Genomic DNA, 23,941 nt, shown 5'->3' with positions numbered 1-23,941 from the left:
TCATTCCTCCCACAACTGGACGGTTTTGAGGATGTCGCGGCGGTTGGCTTTCTTGGCGCCGAACATGTTGGTGTCGGAGCTGCCGCTACAGCCGCTGCCGAAACTGAAACCGCAACCGGAGCGCTCGGCGAAGGCGTCGCTCATGGCGTCTTCACGGTGCGCACTCGGTACAACAAATCGGTCTTCATAGTTGGCAATCGCCAGGTAGCGATACATCTCTTCGACCTGGGCCACGCTCAAGCCGACATCCGCCAGCACTTGCAGGTCCTGAACGCCATCGACCTGCTCGGAGCGTTTATAGGCGCGCATCGCCAGCAAGCGTTTAAGCGCACGCTTGACCGGTTTTTCATCGCCCGCTGTCAGCAGGTTCGCCAGGTACTTCAGTGGAATACGCAGGCTGTCGACATCCGGGATCACCCCGTTCATGCCTACGGTGCCGGCGGTAGCGGCGTTCTGGATCGGCGACAGCGGCGGCACGTACCAAACCATCGGCAAGGTGCGGTACTCCGGATGCAGCGGCAGTGCCAGCTTCCAGTCCACGGCCATTTTGTAGACCGGCGAACGTTGCGCAGAGTCGATCACCGACTGCGGCACACCATCGGCCAAGGCCTGACGGATCACCGCTGGGTCATTCGGGTCGAGGAAGATCTCCAGTTGTTTCTCGTACAGATCCTGCTCGTTGGCGGTGCTCGCCACTTCGCTGATGCGATCAGCGTCATACAGCAGCACGCCGAGGTAGCGGATACGGCCGACACAGGTTTCGGCGCAAACGGTCGGCATCCCGGCTTCGATACGCGGGTAGCAGAAGATGCACTTCTCGGACTTGCCGCTTTTCCAGTTGAAATAGATCTTCTTGTACGGGCAACCGCTGATGCACATCCGCCAGCCACGGCATTTTTCCTGGTCGATCAGGACGATGCCATCCTCTTCGCGCTTGTAGATCGCCCCGCTCGGGCACGAGGCCGCGCACGTCGGATTGAGACAGTGCTCGCACAGGCGCGGCAGATACATCATGAAGGTGTTTTCGTATTCGCCGTAAATGTCCGCCTGGATCTTGTCGAAGTTCTTGTCCTTGCGGCGCTTGGCGAATTCGGTGCCGAGAATTTCCTCCCAGTTCGGGCCCCACTCGATTTTCTCCATGCGCTTGCCGGAGATCAGCGAACGCGGTCGCGCTGTTGGCTGGTGCTCGCCCAGTGGCGCGGTGTGCAGGTGCTGGTAATCGAAGTCGAAGGGTTCGTAATAGTCGTCGAGGCTCGGCAGGTCAGGGTTGGCGAAAATGTTCGCCAACACCCGGAATTTCCCGCCGATGCGCGGGTTGATCGTGCCGTTGGCGTTGCGAATCCAGCCGCCCTTCCACTTGTCCTGGTTCTCCCATTCTTTCGGATAGCCAATCCCCGGCTTCGATTCGACGTTGTTGAACCAGGCGTATTCCATACCTTCGCGGCTGGTCCAGACGTTTTTGCAGGTGATCGAGCAGGTGTGGCAACCGATGCATTTGTCCAGGTTCAGAACCATGCCGATTTGTGAGCGAATCTTCATCTCAGTTCTCCTCGATATCGGTCGGCAGGGGACGTGGCAGGTCATCGCCACTTGAACCGTCGAGCCAGTCGACTTTGGCCATCTTGCGCACCACGACGAATTCATCGCGGTTGCAGCCGACCGTGCCGTAATAGTTGAAACCGTAGGCCTGCTGGGCGTAGCCGCCGATCATGTGGGTCGGCTTGAGCACCACCCGGGTGACTGAGTTGTGGTGGCCGCCACGGGTCTTGGTGGTTTCTGAACCTGGCACGTTCACGATCCGTTCCTGGGCGTGGTACATCATCACCATGCCTTCCTTGACCCGCTGGCTGACCACCGCCCGGGCGGTCAGTGCGCCGTTGACGTTGAAGCACTCGATCCAGTCGTTGTCCTCGATGCCGGCGCGTTTCGCGTCGATCTCCGAGAGCCAGACAATCGGCCCGCCGCGGCTGAGGGTCAGCATCAGCAGATTGTCGCTGTAGGTACTGTGAATGCCCCATTTCTGGTGCGGAGTAATCCAGTTCAGGACGATTTCGGTCTCGCCGTTACTGCGCTTGCCTTTCACCCCTTCGATGGTCCGGGTGTTGACCGGCGGCCGATAACTCATCAGTTGCTCGCCGAACGCCTGCATCCACGGGTGATCCTGGTAGAACTGCTGGCGACCGGTGATGGTGCGCCATGGGATGGCTTCGTGAACGTTGGTGTAGCCGGCGTTGTAGCTGACGTGATCGTCTTCGAGACCCGACCAGGTCGGGCTGGAGATGATCTTGCGCGGCTGTGCCTGAATGTCGCGGAAACGAATCGCCTCGTGGGCCTTGGACAACGCCAGGTGACTGTGATCGATGCCGGTAAATTCCGACAACGCGGCCCAGGCCTTGACGGCGACATGGCCGTTGGTTTCCGGCGCCAGAGACAGAATCACTTCCGCAGCATCGATTGCCGTGTCGATTTTCGGGCGACCATGACTGATCCCGGCAGCCCCTTCGCGGTGATTGAGTTCACCGAGGAACTTCACTTCGTCTTCGGTGTTCCAGCTGATGCCCTTGCCGCCGTTGCCATGTTTTTCCAGCAATGGACCCAGCGAGGAGAACTGTTTGTAGATGTTCGGGTAATCACGCTCGACCACATGCAGGTTCGGCGCGTTCTTGCCTGGCACCGGGGCCACGCCGGCGCTTTTCCAGTCGGTACCGCCAAAGGGTTGGGCCAGTTCGCCGACGCTGTCGTGCATCAGCGGGATGGTCACCAGGTCTTTTTCAACGCCCAGGTGCCCTTCGGACATGCTGGAAAACGCCTTGGCGATACCTTTATAGATCTCCCAATCGGAACGCGATTCCCACGCCGGGTCGATGGCGGCCGATAACGGGTGAATGAACGGGTGCATGTCCGAGGTGTTCATGTCGTCTTTTTCGTACCAGGTCGCGGTCGGCAAGACGATGTCGGAATAGACGCAGGTCGAGGACATGCGGAAGTCCAGCGTGGTAACCAGGTCAAGCTTGCCGATGGCACCCTCGTCCACCCATTCGGCTTCTTCGGGTTTGCAATCTCCGACCTGGCCGATGTCTTCGTTCATCACGCCGTTTTTGGTGCCGAGCAGGTACTTGAGCATGTACTCGTGGCCCTTGCCCGAGGAGCCCAGCAAGTTCGAACGCCAGATAAACATGTTGCGCGGGAAGTTCACCGGGCTGTCCGGCTGCTCGCAGGAGAAGCGCAGCGAACCGTCCTGCAGCGACTTGACCACGTAGTCTTTCGGGTCCATGCCGGCTGCGGCGGCATCGCGGCAAATGTGCAGCGGGTTGGTATTGAGTTGCGGTGCGCTGGGCAACCAGCCGGCACGTTCGGCGCGGATGTTGTAGTCCAGCGCATGCTCGGGAAATTGTGATTTATCAGCCAGCGGCGAGAGCACGTCGTGCATGCTCATTTTTTCGTGGCGCCATTGCGAACTGTGGGCGTAGAAGAAGCTGGTACCGTTCATTTGGCGAGGCGGACGGTTCCAGTCCAGGCCGAATGCCAGGGGCAGCCAGCCGCATTGCGGACGGAGTTTTTCCTGGCCGACGTAGTGCGCCCAACCGCCACCGGTCTGACCGACACATCCGCAGAGCATGAGCATGTTGATCAGCCCGCGGTAGTTCATGTCCATGTGGTACCAGTGGTTCATTGCCGCGCCGACGATGATCATCGAGCGGCCCTTGGTCTTGTCGGCGTTGTCGGCGAACTCACGGGCGATCTGGATTGCTTTCTCACGGCTGACGCCAGTGATCTGCTCCTGCCAGGCTGGGGTTCCCGGCACCGAAGCATCGTTGTAATCCTTGGCGACGTTAGCGCCACCGAGACCGCGGTCGATAGCCAGGTTGGCTGCCGACAGATCAAACACGGTGGCAACTTTAGCGACGCTACCGTCTGCCAGCACCACGTTATGCACTGGCACACGGCGGTATTGCACGGCATCGCCAGCAACGTGCTGGAAGTGCTCGTGGGACTCACCGGCAAAATACGGGAACGCCACTTCGGCGACGTCATCACCAATCAGGCTCAGCTTGAGATCGATCTCACGGCCTTCGCCGCCTTCACGAGGGAGGATGTTCCACTTGCCCTTCTCGCCCCAGCGATAACCGATGGAACCTTGAGGGGATACCAGTTCACCGTTGACATCCAGAGCGATGGTTTTCCATTGCGGGTTGTTTTCCTGACCGAGGTTGTCGGTCAGGTCACTGGCGCGCAAGAAGCGGTCCGGCTGGTAACCGGCACCCGGTGCCTTGTCGGGCATTTGCTTGAGCAGCACCAGCACCGGCAAATCGGTGAAGCGCTTGGCGTAGTCAGTGAAATAAGCGCTCGGTTTGTCCAGGTGGAATTCTTTGAAGATCACATGATTGAACGCCTGGGCCAGCGCTGCGTCAGTGCCTTGTTTAGGGTTCAGCCACAGATCGGTGAGCTTGGCCACTTCCGAATAGTCGGGGGTGATGGCGACAGTCTTGGTGCCCTTGTAACGGACTTCGGTGAAGAAGTGTGCGTCCGGAGTGCGCGTCTGCGGGACGTTGGAGCCCCAGGCGATGATGTAGTTGGAGTTGTACCAGTCGGCCGACTCTGGCACGTCGGTCTGCTCACCCCAGACCATCGGCGAAGCCGGTGGCAAGTCGCAGTACCAGTCGTAGAAACTCAGGCAAGCGCCGCCGATCAGCGACAGGTAACGCGAACCGGCCGCATAGCTGACCATCGACATGGCCGGGATCGGCGAGAAGCCGACGATGCGGTCGGGGCCATATTGTTTGATGGTGTAGACATTGGCCGCGGCAATGATCTCGTTGACTTCCTCCCAGTTGGAGCGAATGAAGCCCCCCATACCCCGCTTGCTTTTATAGGACTCGGCCTTGACCTTGTCCTCGACAATGCTGGCCCAGGCTTCCACCGGTGCCAGGGTCTGCCGCGCATCGCGCCACAGCTTGAGCAACGGCTTGCGGATTTTCGGGTACTTGAGCCGGTTGGCGCTGTAGATGTACCAGCTGTAACTGGCGCCACGCGGGCAACCACGGGGTTCATGGTTAGGCAGATCGTTGCGGGTACGCGGGTAGTCGGTCTGCTGGGTTTCCCAAGTGATCAAACCGTTCTTGACGTAGATTTTCCACGAGCAAGACCCGGTGCAGTTCACCCCGTGGGTGGAACGCACGATCTTGTCGTACTGCCAGCGTGAACGGTAGACGTTCTCCCAGTCGCGAGACTCTTTGCGGGTCTCGCCGTGACCGTCGGAAAACTCGTTTTGCTTGCGATTGAAAAACCGCAGTTGATCCAGTAAATGACTCACGGTGTGTCCTCTCAGGCTTGCTGCGGGGTTCTGTGCCCCGCCCACGCAGGTTGGATTCGGATCGTCTCAGCAGGGTGTCGCGGCGCCTTTGCGGGCGTACCACCACCAGGTCACCACGATGCAGCTCAGGTAAAAGCCGACGAACATGTAGAAGGCCATCTCCGGGCCGCCGGTCTGGGCCATCGAAGTGCCGAAGGATTTTGGAATGAAGAACGCACCGAAGGCGCCGATGGCCGAACTGAAACCGAGGACGGCAGCCGACTCTTTGCCGGCATCCTTGAGCGCTTGTTCGCGCACGGCGGGCGGTTTTCCGGCGGAGGCTTTTTCATGCAGGGTGCGGAAGATCACCGGGATCATCCGGAAGGTGGAGCCATTGCCGATACCGGTGGTGATGAACAGCAGCATGAACATGCCAAGGAAGCCGTAGAAGTTACCGCCCGAACCGTTCTGAGGGAGGAAGTGCAATACGCCGAAGACCATCACGATCATCAGCATGAAGTTCCACAGGGTCACTTTCGCGCCACCGAGCTTGTCCGCCAGCCAGCCGCCCAACGGGCGTACCAGTGCGCCGACCAATGGGCCGAGGAAGGCGAATTTCAAGGCGATGACGTCAGGAAAGGAGGTCTTGATCAGCAGTGGAAACGCCGCGGAAAAACCGATGAACGAACCGAAAGTCGCCAGGTACAACCAGCACATCAGCCAGTTGTGCTTGCGTTTGAAGATAACGGCCTGCTCGCTGAACGAGGCTCTGGCACTGGACAAGTCATTCATGCCAAACCAGGCAATCAGCGTCACCGCGACAATGAACGGCACCCAGATGAGCCCGGCGTTTTGCAGCCACAACTGGCCGCCGTCCGGCAGGGCTTGCGGCTTGCCGCCCAGGAAACCGAAGACACCGAAAGTAATCACCAGCGGCACACAGAACTGCATCACCGAAACACCCAGGTTGCCCAACCCGGCGTTGAGGCCAAGGGCTGTGCCCTGCTGAGACTTGGGATAGAAGAAGCTGATGTTGGACATGCTCGATGCAAAGTTGCCGCCACCAAAACCGCAGAGCAAGGCGATCAATACGAACACGCTGTAAGAGGTGCTTGGGTTCTGCACGGCGAAACCCATCCAGATCGAGGGCAACAACAGCGATGCGGTACTCAGGGCGGTCCAGCGCCGGCCACCGAAAATCGGCACCATGAACGAGTAGAAGACGCGCAAGGTCGCACCAGACAATCCCGGCAACGCCGCCAGCCAAAACAACTGGTCGGTGGTGAAGCTGAAGCCGATGGCGTTCAAACGCACAATTACCGTGCTCCAGACCATCCACACCGCAAAGGCCAGCAGCAGCGCAGGAATGGAAATCCACAGGTTGCGGGTGGCGGTCTGTTTGCCGCTACTCCCCCAGAATGCGGGGTCCTCGGGGCGCCAGTCATGAATGACCGGGCCTTTGTCAGGCTTTTGCAGAACGGACATGTTCTTCTCCTTGGGCAATGCTGGAAAACGGGGAAGTGGTCACCGGCAGCTCTTTACCGAACACCGGGGTCTTGCGTATTTCGCTGAAGTACATCCAGGTGAGAGAGACCCAGACCACGCCGTACATCAACATGAAGCAGGAAGAGCGCACCCCGGTGAGGTCCACCAGGGCGCCGAACAGAATCGGCAGCACGAAACCGCCCAGGCCGCCCGCCAGGCCAACGATGCCGGACACGGCCCCCATGTTTTTCGGGTAGTCATTGGCGATGTATTTGAAAACCGAGGCTTTGCCGAACGCGAAGGCGATGCCCATGACGAATAGCAGCACGGTAAACAGCGCGGGATTCAGGCCGATGTGAAAATCCATCGGACCGTTGAGGGTCTGCACTTGCAGTTGGGTCTGTGGGTACGAGAGCAGGAACAGGCAGATCCAGCTGACCCACAACACCCACCAGGTCACGCTTTGCGCGCCCCAGCGATCCGACATCCAGCCGCCGACGGCACGCAGCACCCCGCCAGGCAGGGAAAAACAGGCCGCCAGCAGCGCTGCACTTTGCAGGCTGAAACCGTATTCCTGTACGTAGTACTTGGTCATCCACAAGGCCAGGGCGACGTAGCCGCCGAAGACGATCGAGTAGTACTGGCAGTAGCGCCACACCGCCGGATCTTTCAGCGAATGCAATTGTTCACGCAAGCTGGCGCCGGCGGCACTACGGTGGTCCTTGTTTTCGGTGCTGACGAACCAGAACAACAGCGCGGTAATGAACAGGATCGCGCTGAAAACCTTTGGCACTAATTGCCAACTGCCGGCAGCGATCAGTGCCGGGGCGAGAAACTTGGTCACTGCGGCCCCTGCATTGCCGGCACCAAAGATGCCCATGGCGAAGCCCTGGTTCTCCTTGTCGAACCATTTGGCGACGTAGGCAATGCCCACTGAAAACGAGCCACCGGCCAGGCCGACAAACAAGCCCAATACCAGGAATTGCCAGTAGGCGGTGGCATGACTGATCAGGTACAGCGGTGCGACGCAGGACAGCATCAGCAGGAAGAACACGCTGCGCCCACCAAAGCGGTCAGTCAGCAGGCCCAGCGGTAAACGCACCAGCGAGCCGGTCAGCACCGGGGTTGCGGCCAAGAGGCCGAACTGGGTTTCGTTGAGCTGGAGCAGTTCCTTGATCGGCACCCCGAGCACCGCAAACATCATCCAGACCATGAAACACACAGTGAAGGCCAACGTGCTCATGCCCAGCACCAAGCCTTGTCGTACACGCGGTCGGGTCACAATGCTCTCCAGTCAGTTAGCCGTGGCCGCAGACTAGAGAGACCAACCCCGCAAAAACTTGATCCACATCAACGAAGCCCATGAGGGCAAGGGGCTATCCTTGCCCGGCCTACCTCCAAGGAGGTAGTTCAAGAAGACCTTTAAACCCTTTATTTATCAGCCTCTTAAGGTTTTCCAGTAACGCCATTGCCGACAGGGAGACGTCGACAACTCTTTAGAGGTAGCGCGCCCTGGATTGGCTGCAAAACCGCACTCCGGGACACCGTATGCTCAGTTTCCGTGTCTTTCCCCAGGATCAGCGCCGATGATGCGCTGGTTGCGCAGCTCCCTGCCCGCTCGCGCCGGGTTGGCGGTGATCCTCATCGCCATACTCGCCCTTGCCAGTTCATTGAGCGCCGGATTGATCGCCTGGTTCAGTCAGGGCGATGCCGCAGCGATCAACACCGCAGGCTCGGTGCGCATGGAGACTTACCACCTGAGCTGGAAACTGGCCGCCGGCGCAACCGGCGAAGAAATCGCCAGCATCACTGACAGCCTGCAAACTCGCCTCAACAGCCAGTCACTCAAAGCGGTACTGGAAGATGGCCCGCCCACCGCTCTGCAAATCAGCTATGGGCAAATCCAGCAGCACTGGAACGAGGATTTGCGCCCGGCACTCGAACGTGGCGATGCGGCCTCTTTTCAGGCTATGACCCAGCCTTTCGTTGAACAACTGAACCAGTTTGTCAGCCTGTTGCAGCGCCAAAGCGAACAAAAGCAAGGCTGGCAACAGGCGATTCAGGGCCTGGCCTTGTTCACCACCATGATCATCCTGCTGGTTGGGTTATATGAACTGCAGTACGGCGTTGTCACGCCCTTGAAAGAACTGGTGGACGCCACCCAGCGCTTTCGTCGTGGCGATTTCAAGGTGCGGGTCAACCATCAGTCCCAGGACGAACTGGGCCAGTTGGCCACGAGTTTCAACGCCATGGCGGAAACGATCGAAGAATCGCATCGCACGCTTGAGAGCCAGGTCCAGCAAAAAACCCTCAACCTGCAGCAAGCCAATGCCGCCCTGGAATTGCTCTATCAAAGCAGCCGAAGCCTGGCCACGCGCCTGGCCAACGCCGAAGGCCTGGATGAGTTGATCCGGCGCTTCCAGCAACGCCTGCCCGGTTTGCGTCTGTCGCTGTGTCTACAAGGACACTTGCAGGCACCCGCCCAGCAATTACTCGCCCTGCATGGGGCAAACAGTCGGGATGTCTGCGCCAGCAGCGATTGCGCCACGTGCCAGAAGCACCACAAAACCAACCCGCAGACTTTCAGCATCAGCAACCAGGGCAGCGAACTGGGGGAGCTCAAGGCGCATTTTGTCGACGGGCATCCGGCGCAAGCCTGGGAAACCCAGTTGATCCAGGCCCTGGCCAACCTGATTGGCACCTCGCTTTCACTCAAACGCCAACGGGAACAGGATCATCGCCTGCTGTTGCTCGAAGAGCGCACGATCATCGCCCGCGAACTGCACGATTCACTGGCCCAGGCCCTGTCCTACATGAAACTGCAAGTCAGCCGCATGCAGACCCTGATGCGCCGTGGCGAACCGGTCGAAACCCTGGAAACCGTCACCGCCGAATTGCGCGAGGGGCTGAACAATGCCTACCGCCAGTTACGCGAACTGCTGACCACCTTTCGTTTGCAGATTCACGATGCGGGACTGGTGCAGGAGCTCAAGGACACCGCCGAGGAGTTCTCCCGTCGCGGAGAATTCCAGGTGCACCTGCACGTCGATGCGCTGGCCTTTCAGCTCTCCGCCAGCGAGCAAATCCATATTTTGCAGATCACCCGCGAGGCACTCTCCAACTGCCTGCGCCACGCCCACGCGCAAAACGCCTGGTTACAACTGCGCCAGGACGGCGAAACCGTCAGGCTCATCGTCGAAGACGACGGGCGTGGCTTCAGCGGCAACGTCGACCAGCGCGAACACCACGGCCTGAACATCATGGATGAACGAGCTCGCAGCTTGCGCGGCCAACTGCAGATATTTTCCAGGGAGCCGCAAGGCACCCGCGTCCAACTGGAATTCCAGCCGGAGTTTCTCGGGCAGCAAACAGAAGGTAGCGTCACATGAACCCGTCACAACAACACACCATCCTGCTGGTAGATGACCATCCGATGATGCGTCACGGCATCCGCCAGATGCTCGAACTTGAAGATGATTTCAAGATCGTCGGCGAAGCCGGCAACGGCGAAGAAGCACTCAGCCTCATTGAGCCGTTGCAACCGGATCTGGTTTTGCTCGATAACAACATGCCGCAGATGAATGGCATTGAAACCCTGCGCCGATTGCGCGCGATGCATTACACCGGCAAGGTGCTGCTGTTCACTGTCTCCGATGCTGAAGACGATATTCGCGATGCACTGCGCCTGGATGCCGACGGCTATCTGCTCAAGGACATGGAGCCCGAACTGTTGATTCAGTACATCCGTGATGCCCTGAACGGCGCGTTGGTGGTCAGCCCGGGGCTGACCCAAGTCATGGCCCAGGCGCTGCGTGCTCCTGCGCGTCAGGCCGTGGTGGAACTGACCGAACGTGAGCGACAGGTGCTGAAAATCATCGCCAGCGGCTTCAGCAACAAAGTCATCGGGCACAAGCTGGGCATCACCGAAGGGACGGTCAAGGTTCACGTCAAGAACCTGCTGCATAAACTCGGCTTGCGTTCGCGGGTCGAGGCGGCGGTGTGGGCCATGGAGCATCTGCGCAACGCCGGCTGACGGGTATTCCTCTTTGGAGGTAGGCCTGCAGAGGCATAGGTCATCCGGGGCCCCGCCCTCTACTATGACCGTCAGCGGAGGTACGCCATGCTGACCCACCCTTCCATCACTTTAACGTTGCGCCGTCATCATCTGTTCAGCCAATTGCCGGAGAAAGTCTTCGAGGAAGTCTGCAGCCTGGCCATGCTCAAGCGCCTGAGTTGTCACTGCACACTCATGCACCAGGGGGATCCTGCCACGCGTTTTTTCCTGCTGGTCGGCGGTCAGATCAAGTTGTACCGGCTCACCGGCGAAGGTCAGGAAAACCTCGTGGAGATCATCCAGCCCGGCCAGACTTTTGCCGAAGCCTTGCTGTTCAGCCAGACCCGACTCTATCCAGTAAGCGCCACCGCGCTGAAAGACAGCGTGCTGGTCAGTATCGAGGGCAACCATTACCGCAACGCCCTGGAGGACCAGCCGAAGGTTTGCCTGGCGATTCTGGCCAGCATGAGCGTTCACTTGCACCTGCGTTTGCGGGACATAGACACTTTGACGCTGGTGAGCGCAAGCCGTCGGGTCATCAATTTCCTGCTCCAGGAACGCCATCCCGTCACCGGTCAGATCGTCTTGCAAGTATCCAAACGCCTGGTGGCCTCGAAACTGGGGATTCAGCCGGAAACCTTTTCGCGGATTTTGCATCGGTTGGTCGAGTGCGGCCTGATCGCCATGGAACGGCGCAATATCTGCATCCTCGCTGAAGAGGATCTGGCCACGTACCAACAGTAGCCGGGCCAGTCTCGGATTTGACCATGGTCAAGGCGCAATAATGCCAGCCTTGCACACTGGCAGAGTCCATCAGTGGAGAACCCTCATGCCCGATTCAACCCTGCCTTTGGTCTACTCCTGCTCCGGTTGTTCCAATGTCGCCCAACTGGCCAACACCCTGGCCGTGCGGCTGGATCGCACCGGGCTCGCTGAAATGTCCTGCATTGTCGGTGTCGGCGGGTATGTGCCAGCACTGGTCAACAAGGCGCGCTCGGGACGGCGGATCCTCGCGCTGGACGGCTGCCCGTTGCAATGCGTCGAAGGCTGCCTGAACCAGCACGGCCTGCACGCGGATGTGCACCTAATTCTGAGCCAACATGGATTGCGCAAGCGTTATGGCGAAGACTGCACTGAGGAGCAGAGTGATGAGTTGTTTGAAGAGATCAAGCAGTTGATTGGCGACGGCGATCTTCAGGAAGAGAATCGCCTGATCGAAGCCACCGAGACGGCTTGAGAAGGCGAGCAGGTTCTAGTGTCGAACACCGAACCTGTGGCGAGGGAGCTTGCTCCCGCTGGACCGCGAAGCGGTCCTAAGACCTGTATCCGCGGTATGTCAGTTAGAACGCATCAGCCGGTTTTACGACTGCTTCGTCCGAACGCAGCCCGACCCGATCGCGGGCAAGCCACGCTCCCAGAAGGTAGCGGCTGATCACCCACTCTCTACGACGCGCAACGCTTCGCTTGTCGCTTGCCCCAGCGCTTTTATGGTCGGGGCCAGGCGCTCTGCACTGCCAGTGACTAACGCTCGAAGCAAAGCAGGTCCGGTCCGGCTGACCTTGTCATGGAGCGCTGCCAAGCTGACCGGAAAGTCATCCATCAACCTCGCAGCGGCATGCAGTGAAGGGCATAAGCCCAATGAGACAAGGGACATCAGCTCAACGATGCTCGAAAACAAAAGCTCACGCGGGTATTGGCGTTGACGAACCACCACGCCGTGTGGACGTTAATTGCGCTTCACATCCAAGGCACATTCCATCGCGCCGCTCTGCAAGATACGTTGCACTTTAGGGGTCACGCTAACGTTATGGCTGACGGGGAGTACGGCAACGCCTGCGCCGATGAAGACCGGAATAGTAGTAATGTACAGCTGTTGTAACTCACCTGCCTCGGCAAAGTAGGCTGCTGTTTTACCACCTCCCGCCAACCAGACATCTTTCCCTTTGGCGGCTTGCCTCGCTTTTGTTGCGATAGCTCCAGCATCGCCTTGGAGAAGAGTCATGTCCAAGCCGGGTGGCACCGGCAAATTCCGACTTGTTACGATAAAGGCGGGTACATTTGTGAATGCATACCGCTTTATAAATGACCGAAGGGACTGTCATTCTTCATTCGGAATTTTTTTTGAAGCCAGCTCAACCGGCACTGCAAACCTAGTCTTGACTGAGACAATGCGTCAAGAACTTAAAGAATGTTCAGAAATTACTTACGGAAATTTCGAAGACCGATCCTGAGACAGCAAAATACTTACCCCAAGGATCTGTAAGCCCACTCCTACAACCATTGCGACTAATATTTCAAGCAACTCGCCAGCACTACGCGGAGATATAAAGTCGCAACATCTTGAAACCAATATTGGTTTGACGCGAGCTCCACCACCTGCAAAACCTTATAGGTGTTGCGCAATAAAAGGCGGCCTGAAAGTGTTGGCAGCCAAGCGTCGCATCAATCAGTTGAACCCCGACATCGTCGTCCACACCGTTGCCACGACGCTGAACCCGGACAACGTCCTGTCGCTGCTGGCGGAATACGACATCATCGTCGACGCCACTGATAACTTCGACGCCAAATACCTCATCAGTGACGCCTGTATCGAGTATGAAAAACCGATGGTCTATGCCTCGATCAGTCAGTTCGAGGGACAGGTGTCGGTATTTAACTATTACAACCGGGACACCCAACAACGGGGGCCGTGCTTCCGGGATCTGTTCGAAACACCGCCGCCACCGCACTTGACAAAAAACTGTTCGGAAGCGGGCGTTCTTGGCGTCATACCTGGCTTGCTCGGTTGCTTTCAAGCCAATGAAGTACTCAAGCTCATCCTCCGTGCCGGGGAGCCCTTGAGCGGACATTTGTTGTCTATCGATTGCCTGGACAACTCTTTCCACCTGTTGAACATCAACAAAAAAACACGGGACCGGCCTCCTGCGAAAACGCTTAGCGCTACGACCACGTTTGCGTGGCGCGACAGCGACTGGCTGTCACCCGACATACTGCATGACTGGATAGCGACACAAGCGCCATTTCAATTGGTCGATGTGCGCGACGTCAGCGAGCATCAGCAAGGTTCGCTGGGCGGCAGACTGATTCCGCTCAAAGATATCATCAAGCGTCAGGAAGAGCTCGATACCACCCGCCGTATCGTTTTCTATTGCAAATCCGGGGTCAGGAGCAAGGCGGCCCTGCTGGCAGTTCGCAGCGTCAGCCAGGAAGCGGAACTCTATAGCCTTGAGGGTGGCATCGAGCGATATCTGGCGATTTACCCTGATGAACTTTACCCCGTCGTTTCTTGAACACCCCTGATTGCGCAGTCACCCTATCCGGATCAAAGGTACGTCAATGAGTGCAAATTTTTCAGGCATTACGTGGGGCTTTCCCGGCATCGACCGACGTCTGCTGAAAGTGCAATTCAGCTTTTTACTGATGGTTCTGGGGGGACGGTGCAATCAACTGGCGGTGGCCTGGTGGGCCTTGCAGGAAACAGGCTCTGCGCTCTATTTCGCCAACATGATTGCCTGTTCCATCGCGGCGGAAGTGTTAGCCAAACCTCTGCTGGGATGGCTGGGGGACAAGTACAACAAAATCCTGATCATCAAGCTGGCCTCATGGATCAGCCTGCTGACAGCACTGTTGATGGTGGTGCTGTCCGCCACGGGGTCGTTCAACCCCTGGACGGTGGGCGCGCTGATGATGATCAGCAGTGCAATCGTCGGCGTACGCGCCCCTCTCCAGGCGTCGATCATTCCTTTGTTTGCAGACGACGATAAAGTCTCCCTGGCCTTTCGGACCAAAAGCGTGATGTCGTCCTTTTCAATTCTGCTGGGGCCGGTACTGGCCAGCGGGTTGATTTACGGGTTCGGTATCACATTCGCCTTTGCCGCCGATTTTTTTGCGATTCTCATCGCCGGGGCGTTGATCGCGACCATCCCGAGCCACATCGGTGCCACTGGTCAAGGCGAAAAAGCCCCGAGTGCCAGCGGCTTCAGCATGATCTATTCCGGCTTCAAAGTGGTTTACGGAGTGAAAGTCGAATTTTACCTGGCCATCATTGCAATGCTGATCAACTTTGCCCTGTTTCCGTTCTTCACCATCCTGATCCCACTGTACGTAAAGGACGTCATCCAGTACCCGGTCACTTACATCGGTCTTCTGGATTCGTGCTTCGGGCTGGGCATTCTGGCAGGCAGTTACAAGATCATCGGCTGGTTATCCGACCGGGTCCCCCGTGACATGTGTGTGTCCGCAGGTTTTGCATTACTGGGGTGCAACCTGGTGGTGGTCGGGACCGTTTCATCGTCGTTCATCGTGCCCGCGGCCTTTTTCTGCGGCGGCGTCGGCCTGATGTTGATCAACATCCCCACCTCCGCTGTGAGGTTGCTGGCAACGCCCAAGCTCCATCGCAACCGGATTTTTGCCACGGTTTCATTTCTGTCTGCGGCGGCCAGCCCCTTGGGCAGTTTCGCGATGAACACCCTGATCGCCTATCTGGGGGTCGCACTGACCATCACCCTGCTGGGCGTCATGGTGCTGCTGTTGTCTCTGCTGGTCTTCCTGGTACCCGATTTCAAAACTTTCATGCACTCCCCGGATACACAGCTCAACGATGCGTACCTGGACAAATACCCTGAAGCGTTTGCGCATTGACGTGCCTCGCCGTACCCCCGCCTCTTACAAACGGAGTTGCCTTTCACCATGCCGGACTTCAAGGATCGACCTGAATCTGCTCGACATGAACCGATCTTCTGCGGCCAATATTATGACGACATGGGCTGTACCGGTTTTCTGGGGGATCCGTCCAAGGATCGAATCTCGGTTCTGATGCTGGGGCTTTCGGACGGTGTGGCTCTGGCGCCGATCGCAGCCAGCACCAGAGTAGCCAGTCTGTTGGCCGTTGACATGGACGAGACCGCACGCGTGCGCAGCCTCGACAACCGGAACCGACTTGCAGCGCATATCGACTTTGACAGTGTGGTCGCCGATGCCGCGCACTTTCTGGTCGTCACCCCCGACCGGTACGACGTCATTATTGTCGACCTCTACACCCAGAGCGGTTATGCCCCGATCGTGTTTGATCACGGGTTCCACCAACTATTGAAGAGCCGCCTCAATCCCCTCGGTCACGTGGTGTTCAACGGTTTTGGCGTTCCCATGAACCTGGACCCGTTCAACGGCCCTACGCCCCAGGCTTGGCTCGCCCACTGCCTGAACGACAGCTGGGGCGACATTCATTATCGGCCCACCTCCATCAACCACACCGTGCACCGCACCTGCCCTGGAGTCTTTATGCGCCGGTGACCGGCTCTTTATGGACATCATGAGCCTTCGCCTGCGCTACCTGACACCCACGGTTATCCTTCACGCGCCGCTTGTGCCCCCGGCGCTGGACTTCGTCGGGATTGATCTGGAGGTGCAAAAACGCTGGATGGACTCGTTACCGGCCTTGTCTGCGCTGCTTCCGGCCTCGCTGAAGCTGAGCAAGCCCAACGATCTTCGTGTGTTACTGGATGACCCGGACGCTTGCCAAGCGCTGCAGGAGCGATTATTGAAGGACAAGTCGTCGCTGCGTACCACCCTGGCGTTGCTGATCGCAGGCGAAGTCAACTTCTCGGACCGCGATATGTCATGGCTCCCCGACTGGGTCGTCGCAACACTGGAGAACAGCGTCGAGATCCACCCACGAGACTGGCTGGAGGGTTTACTCCCTTACGCCTATGGCGTCATTATCCACAGAACCCGGGGAGATGTGTCCAAAGTGGAAGGTTTTCGACGGGCGCTAGCCCGGTTGTCACCGAGTGTTTCCCTCACGCCCAGCGATAATGAACCCACAGGCGCTTACGCTGCCACACGCAAACCATAGATCACCTTCAGGCTTTCAGGCGTACCCGTGAACTGGCGGGCGTCACCGTCCCGGTCATTGGCCAGGGCACCTTGCGCATGGGCGAAGGTCGCTCGGCCAACAAGCGGGAAGTCGCGGCCCTGCGCCAAGACATCGAACTGGGCATAACGTTGATCGATACCGCTGAGCCAGAGATGTCACGGAAAACGGGAATTGCATCGTTCGGTAGGTGGCGCTCGTGGAGCGCATACCTCCTCCAAAGGGCTTCGCGTTTACAAGGTTATTGCGGGATATGCGGTCGGTGAGCTGGCGCAGCCTGTGATCTTTTGGCGGTTTCGGAGATGCCGAAGAGCAAGATCAAAAGATCGCAGCCTGCGGCAGCTCCACAGGAGATCTGTGTACATCCGCAGGAGACAGGCAGGCTGTCAGGCTGTCAGGCTGTCAGGCCGCCTTCGCAGGATTCTCACACCGCTGCCAACCCCTTCCCTGCCCGCTCCAGATTGCGCCACAACCAAACAGGCAACACATCCGGATCAAGACTGTCGATCAGGTTCTTCAACGCCAGCCCCAGCTCGGTATCACCCTCGATAACCAGGCGCCTGCGAAAGAACAGCGTGTCCGGATCTTCCTGACGGCTCGCCAACAGTAAAAACTCCCGCCAATTACCACTGATCATCACATGCGCCACGGCATGCTCGGCAATCCGCAACCCTTTACCATTGAGCGTCAGGTACCAGGACAACCCCAGATCCGGAATTCGCAGGCACAACCAACGCCCCCGCAGCACGTCGAATTCCCCCTCGCGCAATGGCTCGGCGAGGCAGCGATTCAGTGCCTGTTGCAACGCCAGACGCTGCACGGCAAAAGGCACCCGGCGCACCAGCGGCAGTAAGTGGTCGGCCCCTTTCAACAGCCACTTTTTTCGGTTCAACACAGGCCAACCTCCTCGACGCGCAACATACCAGCCTGGCCATGCCAGTAACCATTGCAGCCTTCGACGAACAGCGGCGGTGTCTCGCCCAGACGAACCCGTTGATAGGCGTCGATCACCTCGGCCATGCCCTGAGCACGCGGGCTCAGACGCAGCAGATCGGCACCGCAGGCCAGCAGTCCGGAATAATCGGCCAGCAGATTGGTCACCTGCGCCGACATCGTTTGAATACCATTGAGCGTGAACAACGGCTGCCCTTCCTGGCTGGTCAGCGCCAGACCATCGGGGTAGTTGATACAGCAAAACTGGCAGTCGTCCTTGGGCCGGTTTTCCGCGCGGGCCGTAAAACACCGTGCGGAATAAGCCAACGGCAAATGCCCATAGGCGAAGATTTCCACTTCCGGTACTTCGCGGCCGAGTCCGCGGACCTGCTCGATCACATCGCCAATCAACGCTGCCGAACATTCTACTGGCGGCACCCAACGGGTCATTCCGCAGTCCAGCAATTGCGTCAGCGCGTGCCCGTTGTACAAATTGAGCGCCGGACCGCCCGCGAACGGCAATTTGCGCTCGGCCAGGAACTGCACCGCGCCCATGTCGTTGGCCTCCACCAGCAATTGGCCGTTGTCGCAGAGCCGGCGCAGGCTGGAGAGTTCGGACGCGGCTTCGATCAGTGTCAGGCTGGAGATCACCAACTGCGCCTGGCTGCAGGCCTGCAACTCGCGCCCCAGCCCGAGCCATTGATCCAGTGAAAAGGCCCGGCGTTTCGAGCACACGGTTTCTCCCAGATAAATCACATCCAGAGGCAAGGCCGACATCTCGGCGTAAAAGTTGCTGAGTTGCGCTTTGTCCCAATAAAACAGGACCGGTCCCAGGCTGAGCTTCATGTTCCGTCCCTCATTGCCATGATCGATGATAAGCACCCAGGGTGGTCTGGCTGCCTTCGGACAAGCCGGCCAGCACCTGACGCCATTCCTCCTTGACCCGAAAACTGCCCGGTGAACCACGATGGGCATCCAGTGCCGTCCGCCAGACGCGAGTGACTTGTTCGACATAGGCCGGACTGCGTTGACGGCCCTCGATTTTTACCGCTTCGACGCCGATGGCCGTCAGCTCCGGAAGCAAGTCGAGGGTGTCGAGGCTGGTGGGTTCCTCCAGCGCATGAAAGCGTTTGCCGTCGACCAGGAAGCGGCCCTTGCACAAGGTCGGGTAACCGGCCGGTTCGTCAGGGGTGTAGCGGTCAATCAGCACTTCGCTGAGTCGTGCGCTCAAGCCTTGAGCGTCCTCGCTCCAGCGCACCGCCTTGGCCGGCGAACAGACACCGCACAGGTTCGGCGACTCGCCGGTAATGTAGGAGGACAGGTGGCAACGCCCTTCAGCCATGATGCACAAGCTGCCGAAGCCAAACACCTCGATGGGGACCGGGCTGCTGGCGGCAACCTGGCGTACTTGCGCCAACGACAACACCCGCGGCAACACGGCGCGTCGAATGCCGTAGCGCTGGGCATAAAACTCCAGCGCCGCGGCATGGGTTGCCGAGCCCTGGACCGACAGGTGCAACGCCAGTTGTGGGTGACGCAGACTGGCATAGTTGAGCACCCCGGGGTCGGCGGCGATCAGCGCATCCACGCCGAAATCGGCAGCCCGATCGACTGCCCGCTGCCAGCGTTCCCAGCCCTTGGGTTGCGGGTAAGTGTTGACCGCGACGTAGAGTTTGCGTTGATGCTGACGGATGTGGGCGACCGCAGCGTCGAACTGCTTGTCGTCCATGTTCAGGCCCGCGAAATGCCGGGCGTTGGTGTCATCGCGAAAGCCGACATAGACGGCATCGGCGCCTTGGCGCACCGCCGCTTTAAGCGCAGGCAGGTTCCCTGCCGGGCAGACCAGTTGCATGGGTAATCCTCATGAAAAAACGCAGTCCGGGGCCTAATCAGTCATGGTTGGAATGCGCTTGTGGCGAGCGAGCTTGTTCCGGGCGGCGTTCCGACGCTGGACTGCGCAGCAGGCCTAAATAACAGGGCCGCTTCGCGACCCAGCGGGAGCAAGCTCCCTCGCCACACAGTCTAGCCAGACCGGCAGGCACGGCCTTGACGGCAATCAATTGCCATCAATGCATCAGCTCGGCGAAAGACAGAAACATCACGTTGTCGTGCTTGAGCACTTGCTGCTCGCACTCGATCACCACCAGCCCGTCGGCCCAGCAGGCCGCGGTCAACATCGCCGAGCTTTGCTGAGGGTGCAGCTCCACGCTCAACTGGCCGTCAGCACCAGGCGTCAGCCTTGCCCGCAGGTACTGCCGGCGCTTGTTGCGTTGCAACCAGTCGAATCCGGCCGGGACGGCTAATGGCACCGGCAGCACGTCAGTCACGCCCTGGGCCCTGAGCAGGAACGGACGCACCACCACCAACGCGGTAATCAGCGCCGCCGAAGGATTGCCCGGCATGCCGATCCAGGGTTTACCGGCGACTTCACCAAAAGCCAGTGGTTTACCCGGCTGAATGGCCAGCCGCCAGAAATCCACGCTGCCCAGTTCCTCGATCGCCTGTTTGAGATGGTCCTCCTCGCCTACCGACACGCCACCGGAACTCAGCAGCATGTCGCATTCCGAAGAAGCCAGGCTCAAGGCATGCCGACTGGCCGCCAACTCATCGGCCATGACGCCATAGTCGTGAACCTCGACGCCCCAACCGCGCAACAGCGCAGCCAGGCAATAGCGATTGCTGTTGTAAATCTGCCCCCGCGCCAATGCATCGCCCGGCTCACGCAGTTCATTGCCGCTGCTGAGCAAGCACACCTGCAACGGTCGATAGACCTCGACCCGCGCTACACCTGCGCCGGCCAGCAACCCCAGTTCTTGTGCGCGCAGGCGCTTGCCGGCCTTGAGTAACAGATCGTCTCGACGAACCTCTTCGCCCTTCTTACGCACGTGATCGCCCGCAATCACGGGCGGGAACCAGACACGCTCGCCCTCGATACGGCAGCGCTCCTGTGGCACCACCGTATCGGCCCCCGCAGGCAATGGCGCACCGGTAAATATCTGCACCGCTTGCTGTGCGATCAAGGGTAAGCAGGCCTGATCCCCCGCGGCAATTCGCCCGCCAATCGGCAGACAACCACCCTCCGATGGCAGGTCGGCCGCCCTGAGGGCATAACCGTCCATGGCACTGTTGTCCCAGGCCGGCAGGTTCACCCGGGAATGAAGGTCCGTCGCCAGAACTCGCCCCAAGGCTTGATCCAGGCCGATCATTTGCACCAGGGGTGGTGGCGGTGCCTGATCCAGCAGACGATCAATGGCCTCGTCGACGGGTATCAGGTTGCCGAGATCGCACACCCGACCGGTCATGAGCGTGCCTCGCAGGCGGCGATGACCCGCTGCGTTTGCGGCTTCAAATGTGGGGCGAAGTTGCACGGGCCGGTGCGACTGTCCAGTTGTTCCAACAGGATCATGTTCCAGGCTGTTCGGCAGGCCCCCGGCGAACCCGGAACGCAACACACCAGCACGCCGTTGCTCATCCCGGCCAATGCCCGTGACTGCAAACTGGACATGCCGATTTCCGCCAGGGAGACCTGACGGAACAGTTCGCCAAAACCTTCCACATGTTTGTCCAGCAAGGGCAAGACGGCTTGCGGCGTGTTGTCGCGAGCGGTGAAGCCGGTGCCGCCTGTCATCAGTACAACCTGCACCTTGGGGTCGGCGATCCAGAGGGATACCTTTGCGCGGATCTGATAAATATCATCCTTGACCAGATCACGATCGACCAGCACATGCCCGGCCGTTTGCAGCAAATCAGTCAGGGTCTGTCCCGAGGTGTCGGTCTCGAAGGTGCGCGTATCGCTAATGGTCAACACGGCAATGTTCAGGGGTTCAAACGTGCGTTGCGCCAAATGGGCCATATCCAAGCCTTCCCGTAGATGAGGGTTTGACCAAGCCTGAACCGCAATCGCGGCCTGGCCTATTCCTCCAAGGAGGTACCTCGACAGGGCAAATAGAGGCTCAAGGCGCCAGGCGGCTGCGATGCCACACCCTGTCCCGCAGGCGGTAATCGAGACGGTCATGCAAGCGGTCGGCACGTCCCTGCCAGAACTCCAGGCGTTCCGGGTGCAAGCAGTAGCCGCCCCAATGCTCGGGTCGCGGCACGGTCTGGCCAACGAAACGTTTGATGGTGTCGGCCAACAGCGATTCCAGCGCTGCCCGACTGACCAGCGGCCGGCTCTGCGGTGAAGCCCAGGCGCCCAGACGACTGGCCACCGAGCGCGACTCGAAGTACTCATCCGAGAGCTGTGGATCGAGCCTGGACACCTGCCCTTCAATACGCACCTGACGCTCCAGCCCCGGCCAGAAAAACGTCATGGCGGCATTCGGGTTAGCGGCCAGTTGCAGGCCCTTGTCGCTCTGATAATTGCCGAAAAACGTAAAGCCGTCGTCGCTCAAGCCTTTGAGCAGCAGAACCCGGCAATGCGGTCGCCCGTCACTGTCGACCGTCGCCAACATCATGCTGTTGGCCTCCACAGGCGCGCACTCGGTGTCGCGTGCCTGTTGCAACCACTGTCGAAACATGGCCAGGGGATCGTCCAGCGCAGCCTCATCCTGCAGGCCATTAAGGGTGTAGTTACGGCGCATCTGAGCCAGGGAAAGGGGCATGACGGTGATCTCCGGAGGGTTTTGCGCAGTGTGCGAGCCACTGCGCCAAGCCACCTTGACCGCCATCAACATGCTGCGCCTCCCAGGCTTACTTGAGGCGAAGACGTCGGGCCAGTTTGTGCAGATTGCTGGGATCGACTTCCAGCAACCGCGCGGCGCTGGCCCAGTTTTCCCCGGAAAGGCTCAGGGCGTGGAGAATTTTTTGCCGCTGACAATCGTCGACAGCGTCGCTCAGGGCCTGGAATGGCACATCAGACGTCTCTTCCCGCGGCGGTTCGACGCTCGCCCCTGCAGCGCCCATCGTACTGTCGAGATCGAGGACTTGCGGCTCCAGCGTCATGATCAGCGCGCGACTGGTGCCGCGACTGAGTTGCTTCAACGCGGCGCGACTGATCACATGTTCCAGCTCGCGCACATTGCCCGGCCAGGTATACGCCAGCAAGGCCCGCTCGGCCGCAGGCGACAAGCGCAAGCCACGCAGGCCGAGCCGCGCCCGATTGAGTTCCAGAAAGTGCCCGGCCAGCATCAACACATCGTGACCGCGTTCGCGCAGGGACGGAATCGGCACGGGGTATACCGAGAGCCGGTGATACAGGTCAGCACGAAACAGGCCGTCGCGGATACTGTCTGGCAGATGCCGGTTGGTCGCGGCGATGATTCGCACATCGACATGCAACGGCTTGTCCGCCCCCAGTCGCTGGATCTCGCCGTTTTGCAAAGTTCGCAGCAACTTCGCTTGAACGCTTAACGGCAATTCACCCACTTCATCGAGAAACAGCGTGCCGCCGTTGGCCGCATCGAAACGGCCCGCGCGGTCACTGGTGGCGCCGGAAAATGCGCCTTTGACATGGCCGAACAACTCACTCTCTGCCAAAGACTCCGGCAAGGCGGCACAGTTGACCTGTACCAGCGGCTTGTGGCTGCGACGCGAAAGACGGTGCAGCCGTCGGGCGAACAGCTCCTTGCCGACGCCCGTTTCGCCCAACAGCAATACCGGTAGATCAGCGTCGGCCAGTACATCCAGCTCATTGAGCAACTGGCGCAATACCTCACTTTGCCCGAGGATTTCGCCTTCATCCGCAGGCATCCGCAGGTCTTGAAGATCGCTGCGGGACAAGCGCAAGCTGCGGTTTTCCTGTTCAAGCCGGGTGACGCGCACCGCGGCTTCGATCTGCAAGGTACAACGCTTGAGCTCCTCCCGCGCACGGCTGTCGAAGGTTCCGGCATGCAGCGCATCGAGGGTGATCGCGCCCCAGATGCGACCCTCTACATACAGACTGACGCCCATGCAGTCATGCACCGGCAACGGCTCGCCGACATGGTTGTCGAGCAGGCCGTCATAGGGGTCCGGCAGTCGACTGTCCGGCTCGAACCAGGTCGGCTCGCGCGACGCCATGATCGCTGCCAGCCGAGGATGCTGAGCAATGACAAACCGGCGCCCCAACGCCTCATGCACCAGCCCCACCGTCGCGACAGGCCTGAGACTGTCGTCGTCCAGACGCAGCAATCCCACGGCGCCACTGTTGAAGTATTCGCGCAGGGTCTGCACCAGTCGTTGCAAGCGTACGGCATTGGGCAACTCGACAATCAGGTCGGCTGCCAGGCTTTCTCGCAGCATGGTAGTAATTACCCTCTATGGTTGGATTCACCCTAAAGCGTCAGGGTGTCTATGACCATAACTAAAAATTAATCCATATGTATCA

At 59.3% G+C, this 23,941-nt stretch carries 20 protein-coding genes and 2 pseudogenes; 9 read left to right on the top strand and 13 right to left on the bottom strand.

Annotated elements, in window-relative coordinates:
- From narH to HK44_RS14055, 4 genes are all read right to left on the bottom strand, one after another.
- Positions 1 to 1,539, bottom strand: coding sequence for a nitrate reductase subunit beta (gene narH, locus HK44_RS14070; protein WP_010460230.1), 1,539 nt, complete (start codon positions 1,537 to 1,539; stop codon positions 1 to 3).
- 1 nt (position 1,540) lies between these two features.
- Positions 1,541 to 5,314 carry a nitrate reductase subunit alpha gene (locus HK44_RS14065; protein ID WP_019690877.1) on the bottom strand — a complete coding sequence of 1,258 codons (3,774 nt, stop codon included), beginning with the start codon at positions 5,312 to 5,314 and terminating at the stop codon, positions 1,541 to 1,543.
- A gap of 66 nt (positions 5,315 to 5,380) precedes the next feature.
- Positions 5,381 to 6,778, bottom strand: coding sequence for a NarK family nitrate/nitrite MFS transporter (locus HK44_RS14060; RefSeq protein WP_019690878.1), 1,398 nt, complete (start codon positions 6,776 to 6,778; stop codon positions 5,381 to 5,383).
- Entirely contained in the window at positions 6,756 to 8,060 is a 1,305-nt protein-coding gene (locus tag HK44_RS14055; protein ID WP_019690879.1) for an MFS transporter, read from the bottom strand. Before HK44_RS14055 ends, HK44_RS14060 begins: the two co-directional genes overlap by 23 nt.
- Before the next feature lie 304 nt (positions 8,061 to 8,364).
- On the opposite strand from HK44_RS14055, the gene HK44_RS14050 reads away from it, so the two are divergent.
- From HK44_RS14050 to HK44_RS14035, 4 genes are all read left to right on the top strand, one after another.
- Positions 8,365 to 10,167: a HAMP domain-containing protein gene (locus HK44_RS14050; protein ID WP_019690880.1), complete on the top strand. Its 1,803-nt coding sequence runs from the start codon at positions 8,365 to 8,367 to the stop codon at positions 10,165 to 10,167.
- Positions 10,164 to 10,811: a two-component system response regulator NarL gene (narL, locus tag HK44_RS14045; protein ID WP_019690881.1), complete on the top strand. Its 648-nt coding sequence runs from the start codon at positions 10,164 to 10,166 to the stop codon at positions 10,809 to 10,811. Before HK44_RS14050 ends, narL begins: the two co-directional genes overlap by 4 nt.
- Positions 10,812 to 10,898: 87 nt before the next feature.
- Positions 10,899 to 11,576: a Crp/Fnr family transcriptional regulator gene (locus HK44_RS14040; protein ID WP_019690882.1), complete on the top strand. Its 678-nt coding sequence runs from the start codon at positions 10,899 to 10,901 to the stop codon at positions 11,574 to 11,576.
- An 85-nt stretch (positions 11,577 to 11,661) separates the two neighbouring features.
- Positions 11,662 to 12,069, top strand: coding sequence for a putative zinc-binding protein (locus HK44_RS14035; RefSeq protein WP_019690883.1), 408 nt, complete (start codon positions 11,662 to 11,664; stop codon positions 12,067 to 12,069).
- A gap of 237 nt (positions 12,070 to 12,306) precedes the next feature.
- Here the strand turns inward: HK44_RS14035 and HK44_RS14030 are convergent.
- Together HK44_RS14030 and HK44_RS14025 are read right to left on the bottom strand one after the other, a co-directional pair.
- Positions 12,307 to 12,546: pseudogene (locus HK44_RS14030) on the bottom strand (IS4 family transposase); the annotation flags it as partial.
- Between the two features lie 12 nt (positions 12,547 to 12,558).
- Complete coding sequence (locus tag HK44_RS14025; protein ID WP_141651715.1) at positions 12,559 to 12,834, bottom strand: hypothetical protein; 276 nt, start codon at positions 12,832 to 12,834, stop codon at positions 12,559 to 12,561.
- Between the two features lie 418 nt (positions 12,835 to 13,252).
- Between HK44_RS14025 and HK44_RS14020 the strand changes: the two genes are divergently transcribed.
- The 5 genes and pseudogenes from HK44_RS14020 to HK44_RS30540 all read left to right on the top strand — a co-directional run.
- On the top strand, positions 13,253 to 14,122 hold the full coding sequence (locus tag HK44_RS14020; RefSeq protein ID WP_019690885.1) for a ThiF family adenylyltransferase: 870 nt from the start codon (positions 13,253 to 13,255) through the stop codon (positions 14,120 to 14,122).
- Between the two features lie 46 nt (positions 14,123 to 14,168).
- Positions 14,169 to 15,473 carry an MFS transporter gene (locus HK44_RS14015; RefSeq protein WP_019690886.1) on the top strand — a complete coding sequence of 435 codons (1,305 nt, stop codon included), beginning with the start codon at positions 14,169 to 14,171 and terminating at the stop codon, positions 15,471 to 15,473.
- A 48-nt stretch (positions 15,474 to 15,521) separates the two neighbouring features.
- Positions 15,522 to 16,124, top strand: coding sequence for a spermidine synthase (locus HK44_RS14010; RefSeq protein ID WP_019690887.1), 603 nt, complete (start codon positions 15,522 to 15,524; stop codon positions 16,122 to 16,124).
- Positions 16,125 to 16,134: 10 nt separating this feature from the next.
- Positions 16,135 to 16,686, top strand: coding sequence for a hypothetical protein (locus HK44_RS14005; RefSeq protein ID WP_019690888.1), 552 nt, complete (start codon positions 16,135 to 16,137; stop codon positions 16,684 to 16,686).
- Positions 16,683 to 16,853: pseudogene (locus HK44_RS30540) on the top strand (hypothetical protein); the annotation flags it as partial. The gene HK44_RS14005 and the pseudogene HK44_RS30540, both read left to right, overlap by 4 nt.
- A 275-nt stretch (positions 16,854 to 17,128) precedes the next feature.
- Here the strand turns inward: HK44_RS30540 and ubiT are convergent.
- The 7 genes from ubiT to norR all read right to left on the bottom strand — a co-directional run bounded on the left by ubiT (position 17,129) and on the right by norR (position 23,856).
- Positions 17,129 to 17,599 (bottom strand): ubiquinone anaerobic biosynthesis accessory factor UbiT, encoded by a 471-nt coding sequence (gene ubiT, locus HK44_RS14000; RefSeq protein ID WP_019690889.1) that lies wholly within the window; start codon positions 17,597 to 17,599, stop codon positions 17,129 to 17,131.
- The gene (locus HK44_RS13995; protein WP_019690890.1) at positions 17,593 to 18,483 is read right to left on the bottom strand and encodes a U32 family peptidase; all 891 of its coding nucleotides are present in this window, start codon (positions 18,481 to 18,483) and stop codon (positions 17,593 to 17,595) included. The genes ubiT and HK44_RS13995 overlap by 7 nt, the downstream gene beginning before the upstream one ends.
- A gap of 10 nt (positions 18,484 to 18,493) precedes the next feature.
- The gene (gene ubiU / locus HK44_RS13990) at positions 18,494 to 19,489 is read right to left on the bottom strand and encodes a ubiquinone anaerobic biosynthesis protein UbiU (protein WP_019690891.1); all 996 of its coding nucleotides are present in this window, start codon (positions 19,487 to 19,489) and stop codon (positions 18,494 to 18,496) included.
- Between the two features lie 214 nt (positions 19,490 to 19,703).
- Positions 19,704 to 20,939, bottom strand: coding sequence for a molybdopterin molybdotransferase MoeA (locus tag HK44_RS13985; RefSeq protein WP_019690892.1), 1,236 nt, complete (start codon positions 20,937 to 20,939; stop codon positions 19,704 to 19,706).
- Positions 20,936 to 21,490 carry a molybdenum cofactor biosynthesis protein B gene (moaB, locus tag HK44_RS13980; protein ID WP_019690893.1) on the bottom strand — a complete coding sequence of 185 codons (555 nt, stop codon included), beginning with the start codon at positions 21,488 to 21,490 and terminating at the stop codon, positions 20,936 to 20,938. Before moaB ends, HK44_RS13985 begins: the two co-directional genes overlap by 4 nt.
- Before the next feature lie 100 nt (positions 21,491 to 21,590).
- Positions 21,591 to 22,238: a pyridoxamine 5'-phosphate oxidase gene (gene pdxH, locus HK44_RS13975; RefSeq protein ID WP_024264939.1), complete on the bottom strand. Its 648-nt coding sequence runs from the start codon at positions 22,236 to 22,238 to the stop codon at positions 21,591 to 21,593.
- A gap of 88 nt (positions 22,239 to 22,326) precedes the next feature.
- A complete protein-coding gene (gene norR, locus HK44_RS13970; protein WP_019690895.1) occupies positions 22,327 to 23,856 on the bottom strand; it encodes a nitric oxide reductase transcriptional regulator NorR in 1,530 nt (509 codons plus the stop codon).
- Between the last annotated feature and the right edge of the window lie 85 nt (positions 23,857 to 23,941).

Origin of the sequence: Pseudomonas fluorescens HK44 (assembly GCF_000217955.3) — a bacterium.
Lineage (GTDB): Bacteria > Pseudomonadota > Gammaproteobacteria > Pseudomonadales > Pseudomonadaceae > Aquipseudomonas > Aquipseudomonas fluorescens_AQ.
The sequence above is the reverse complement of the archived record's forward strand: the minus strand, read 5'-3'. Positions and strand labels throughout refer to the sequence as shown.

Bases quoted from the DNA above. Each gene is read 5' to 3' on its own strand.
- narH (WP_010460230.1), bottom strand. From the start codon at position 1,539: ATGAAGATTCGCTCACAAATCGGCATGGTTCTGAACCTGGACAAATGC.
- HK44_RS14060 (WP_019690878.1), bottom strand. From the start codon at position 6,778: ATGTCCGTTCTGCAAAAGCCTGACAAAGGCCCGGTCATTCATGACTGG.
- HK44_RS14050 (WP_019690880.1), top strand. From the start codon at position 8,365: ATGATGCGCTGGTTGCGCAGCTCCCTGCCCGCTCGCGCCGGGTTGGCG.
- narL (WP_019690881.1), top strand. From the start codon at position 10,164: ATGAACCCGTCACAACAACACACCATCCTGCTGGTAGATGACCATCCG.
- HK44_RS14040 (WP_019690882.1), top strand. From the start codon at position 10,899: ATGCTGACCCACCCTTCCATCACTTTAACGTTGCGCCGTCATCATCTG.
- HK44_RS14035 (WP_019690883.1), top strand. From the start codon at position 11,662: ATGCCCGATTCAACCCTGCCTTTGGTCTACTCCTGCTCCGGTTGTTCC.
- HK44_RS14025 (WP_141651715.1), bottom strand. From the start codon at position 12,834: ATGACTCTTCTCCAAGGCGATGCTGGAGCTATCGCAACAAAAGCGAGG.
- HK44_RS14015 (WP_019690886.1), top strand. From the start codon at position 14,169: ATGAGTGCAAATTTTTCAGGCATTACGTGGGGCTTTCCCGGCATCGAC.
- HK44_RS14010 (WP_019690887.1), top strand. From the start codon at position 15,522: ATGCCGGACTTCAAGGATCGACCTGAATCTGCTCGACATGAACCGATC.
- HK44_RS14005 (WP_019690888.1), top strand. From the start codon at position 16,135: ATGGACATCATGAGCCTTCGCCTGCGCTACCTGACACCCACGGTTATC.
- HK44_RS13995 (WP_019690890.1), bottom strand. From the start codon at position 18,483: ATGAAGCTCAGCCTGGGACCGGTCCTGTTTTATTGGGACAAAGCGCAA.
- ubiU (WP_019690891.1), bottom strand. From the start codon at position 19,489: ATGCAACTGGTCTGCCCGGCAGGGAACCTGCCTGCGCTTAAAGCGGCG.
- HK44_RS13985 (WP_019690892.1), bottom strand. From the start codon at position 20,939: ATGACCGGTCGGGTGTGCGATCTCGGCAACCTGATACCCGTCGACGAG.
- moaB (WP_019690893.1), bottom strand. From the start codon at position 21,490: ATGGCCCATTTGGCGCAACGCACGTTTGAACCCCTGAACATTGCCGTG.
- pdxH (WP_024264939.1), bottom strand. From the start codon at position 22,238: ATGCCCCTTTCCCTGGCTCAGATGCGCCGTAACTACACCCTTAATGGC.
- norR (WP_019690895.1), bottom strand. From the start codon at position 23,856: ATGCTGCGAGAAAGCCTGGCAGCCGACCTGATTGTCGAGTTGCCCAAT.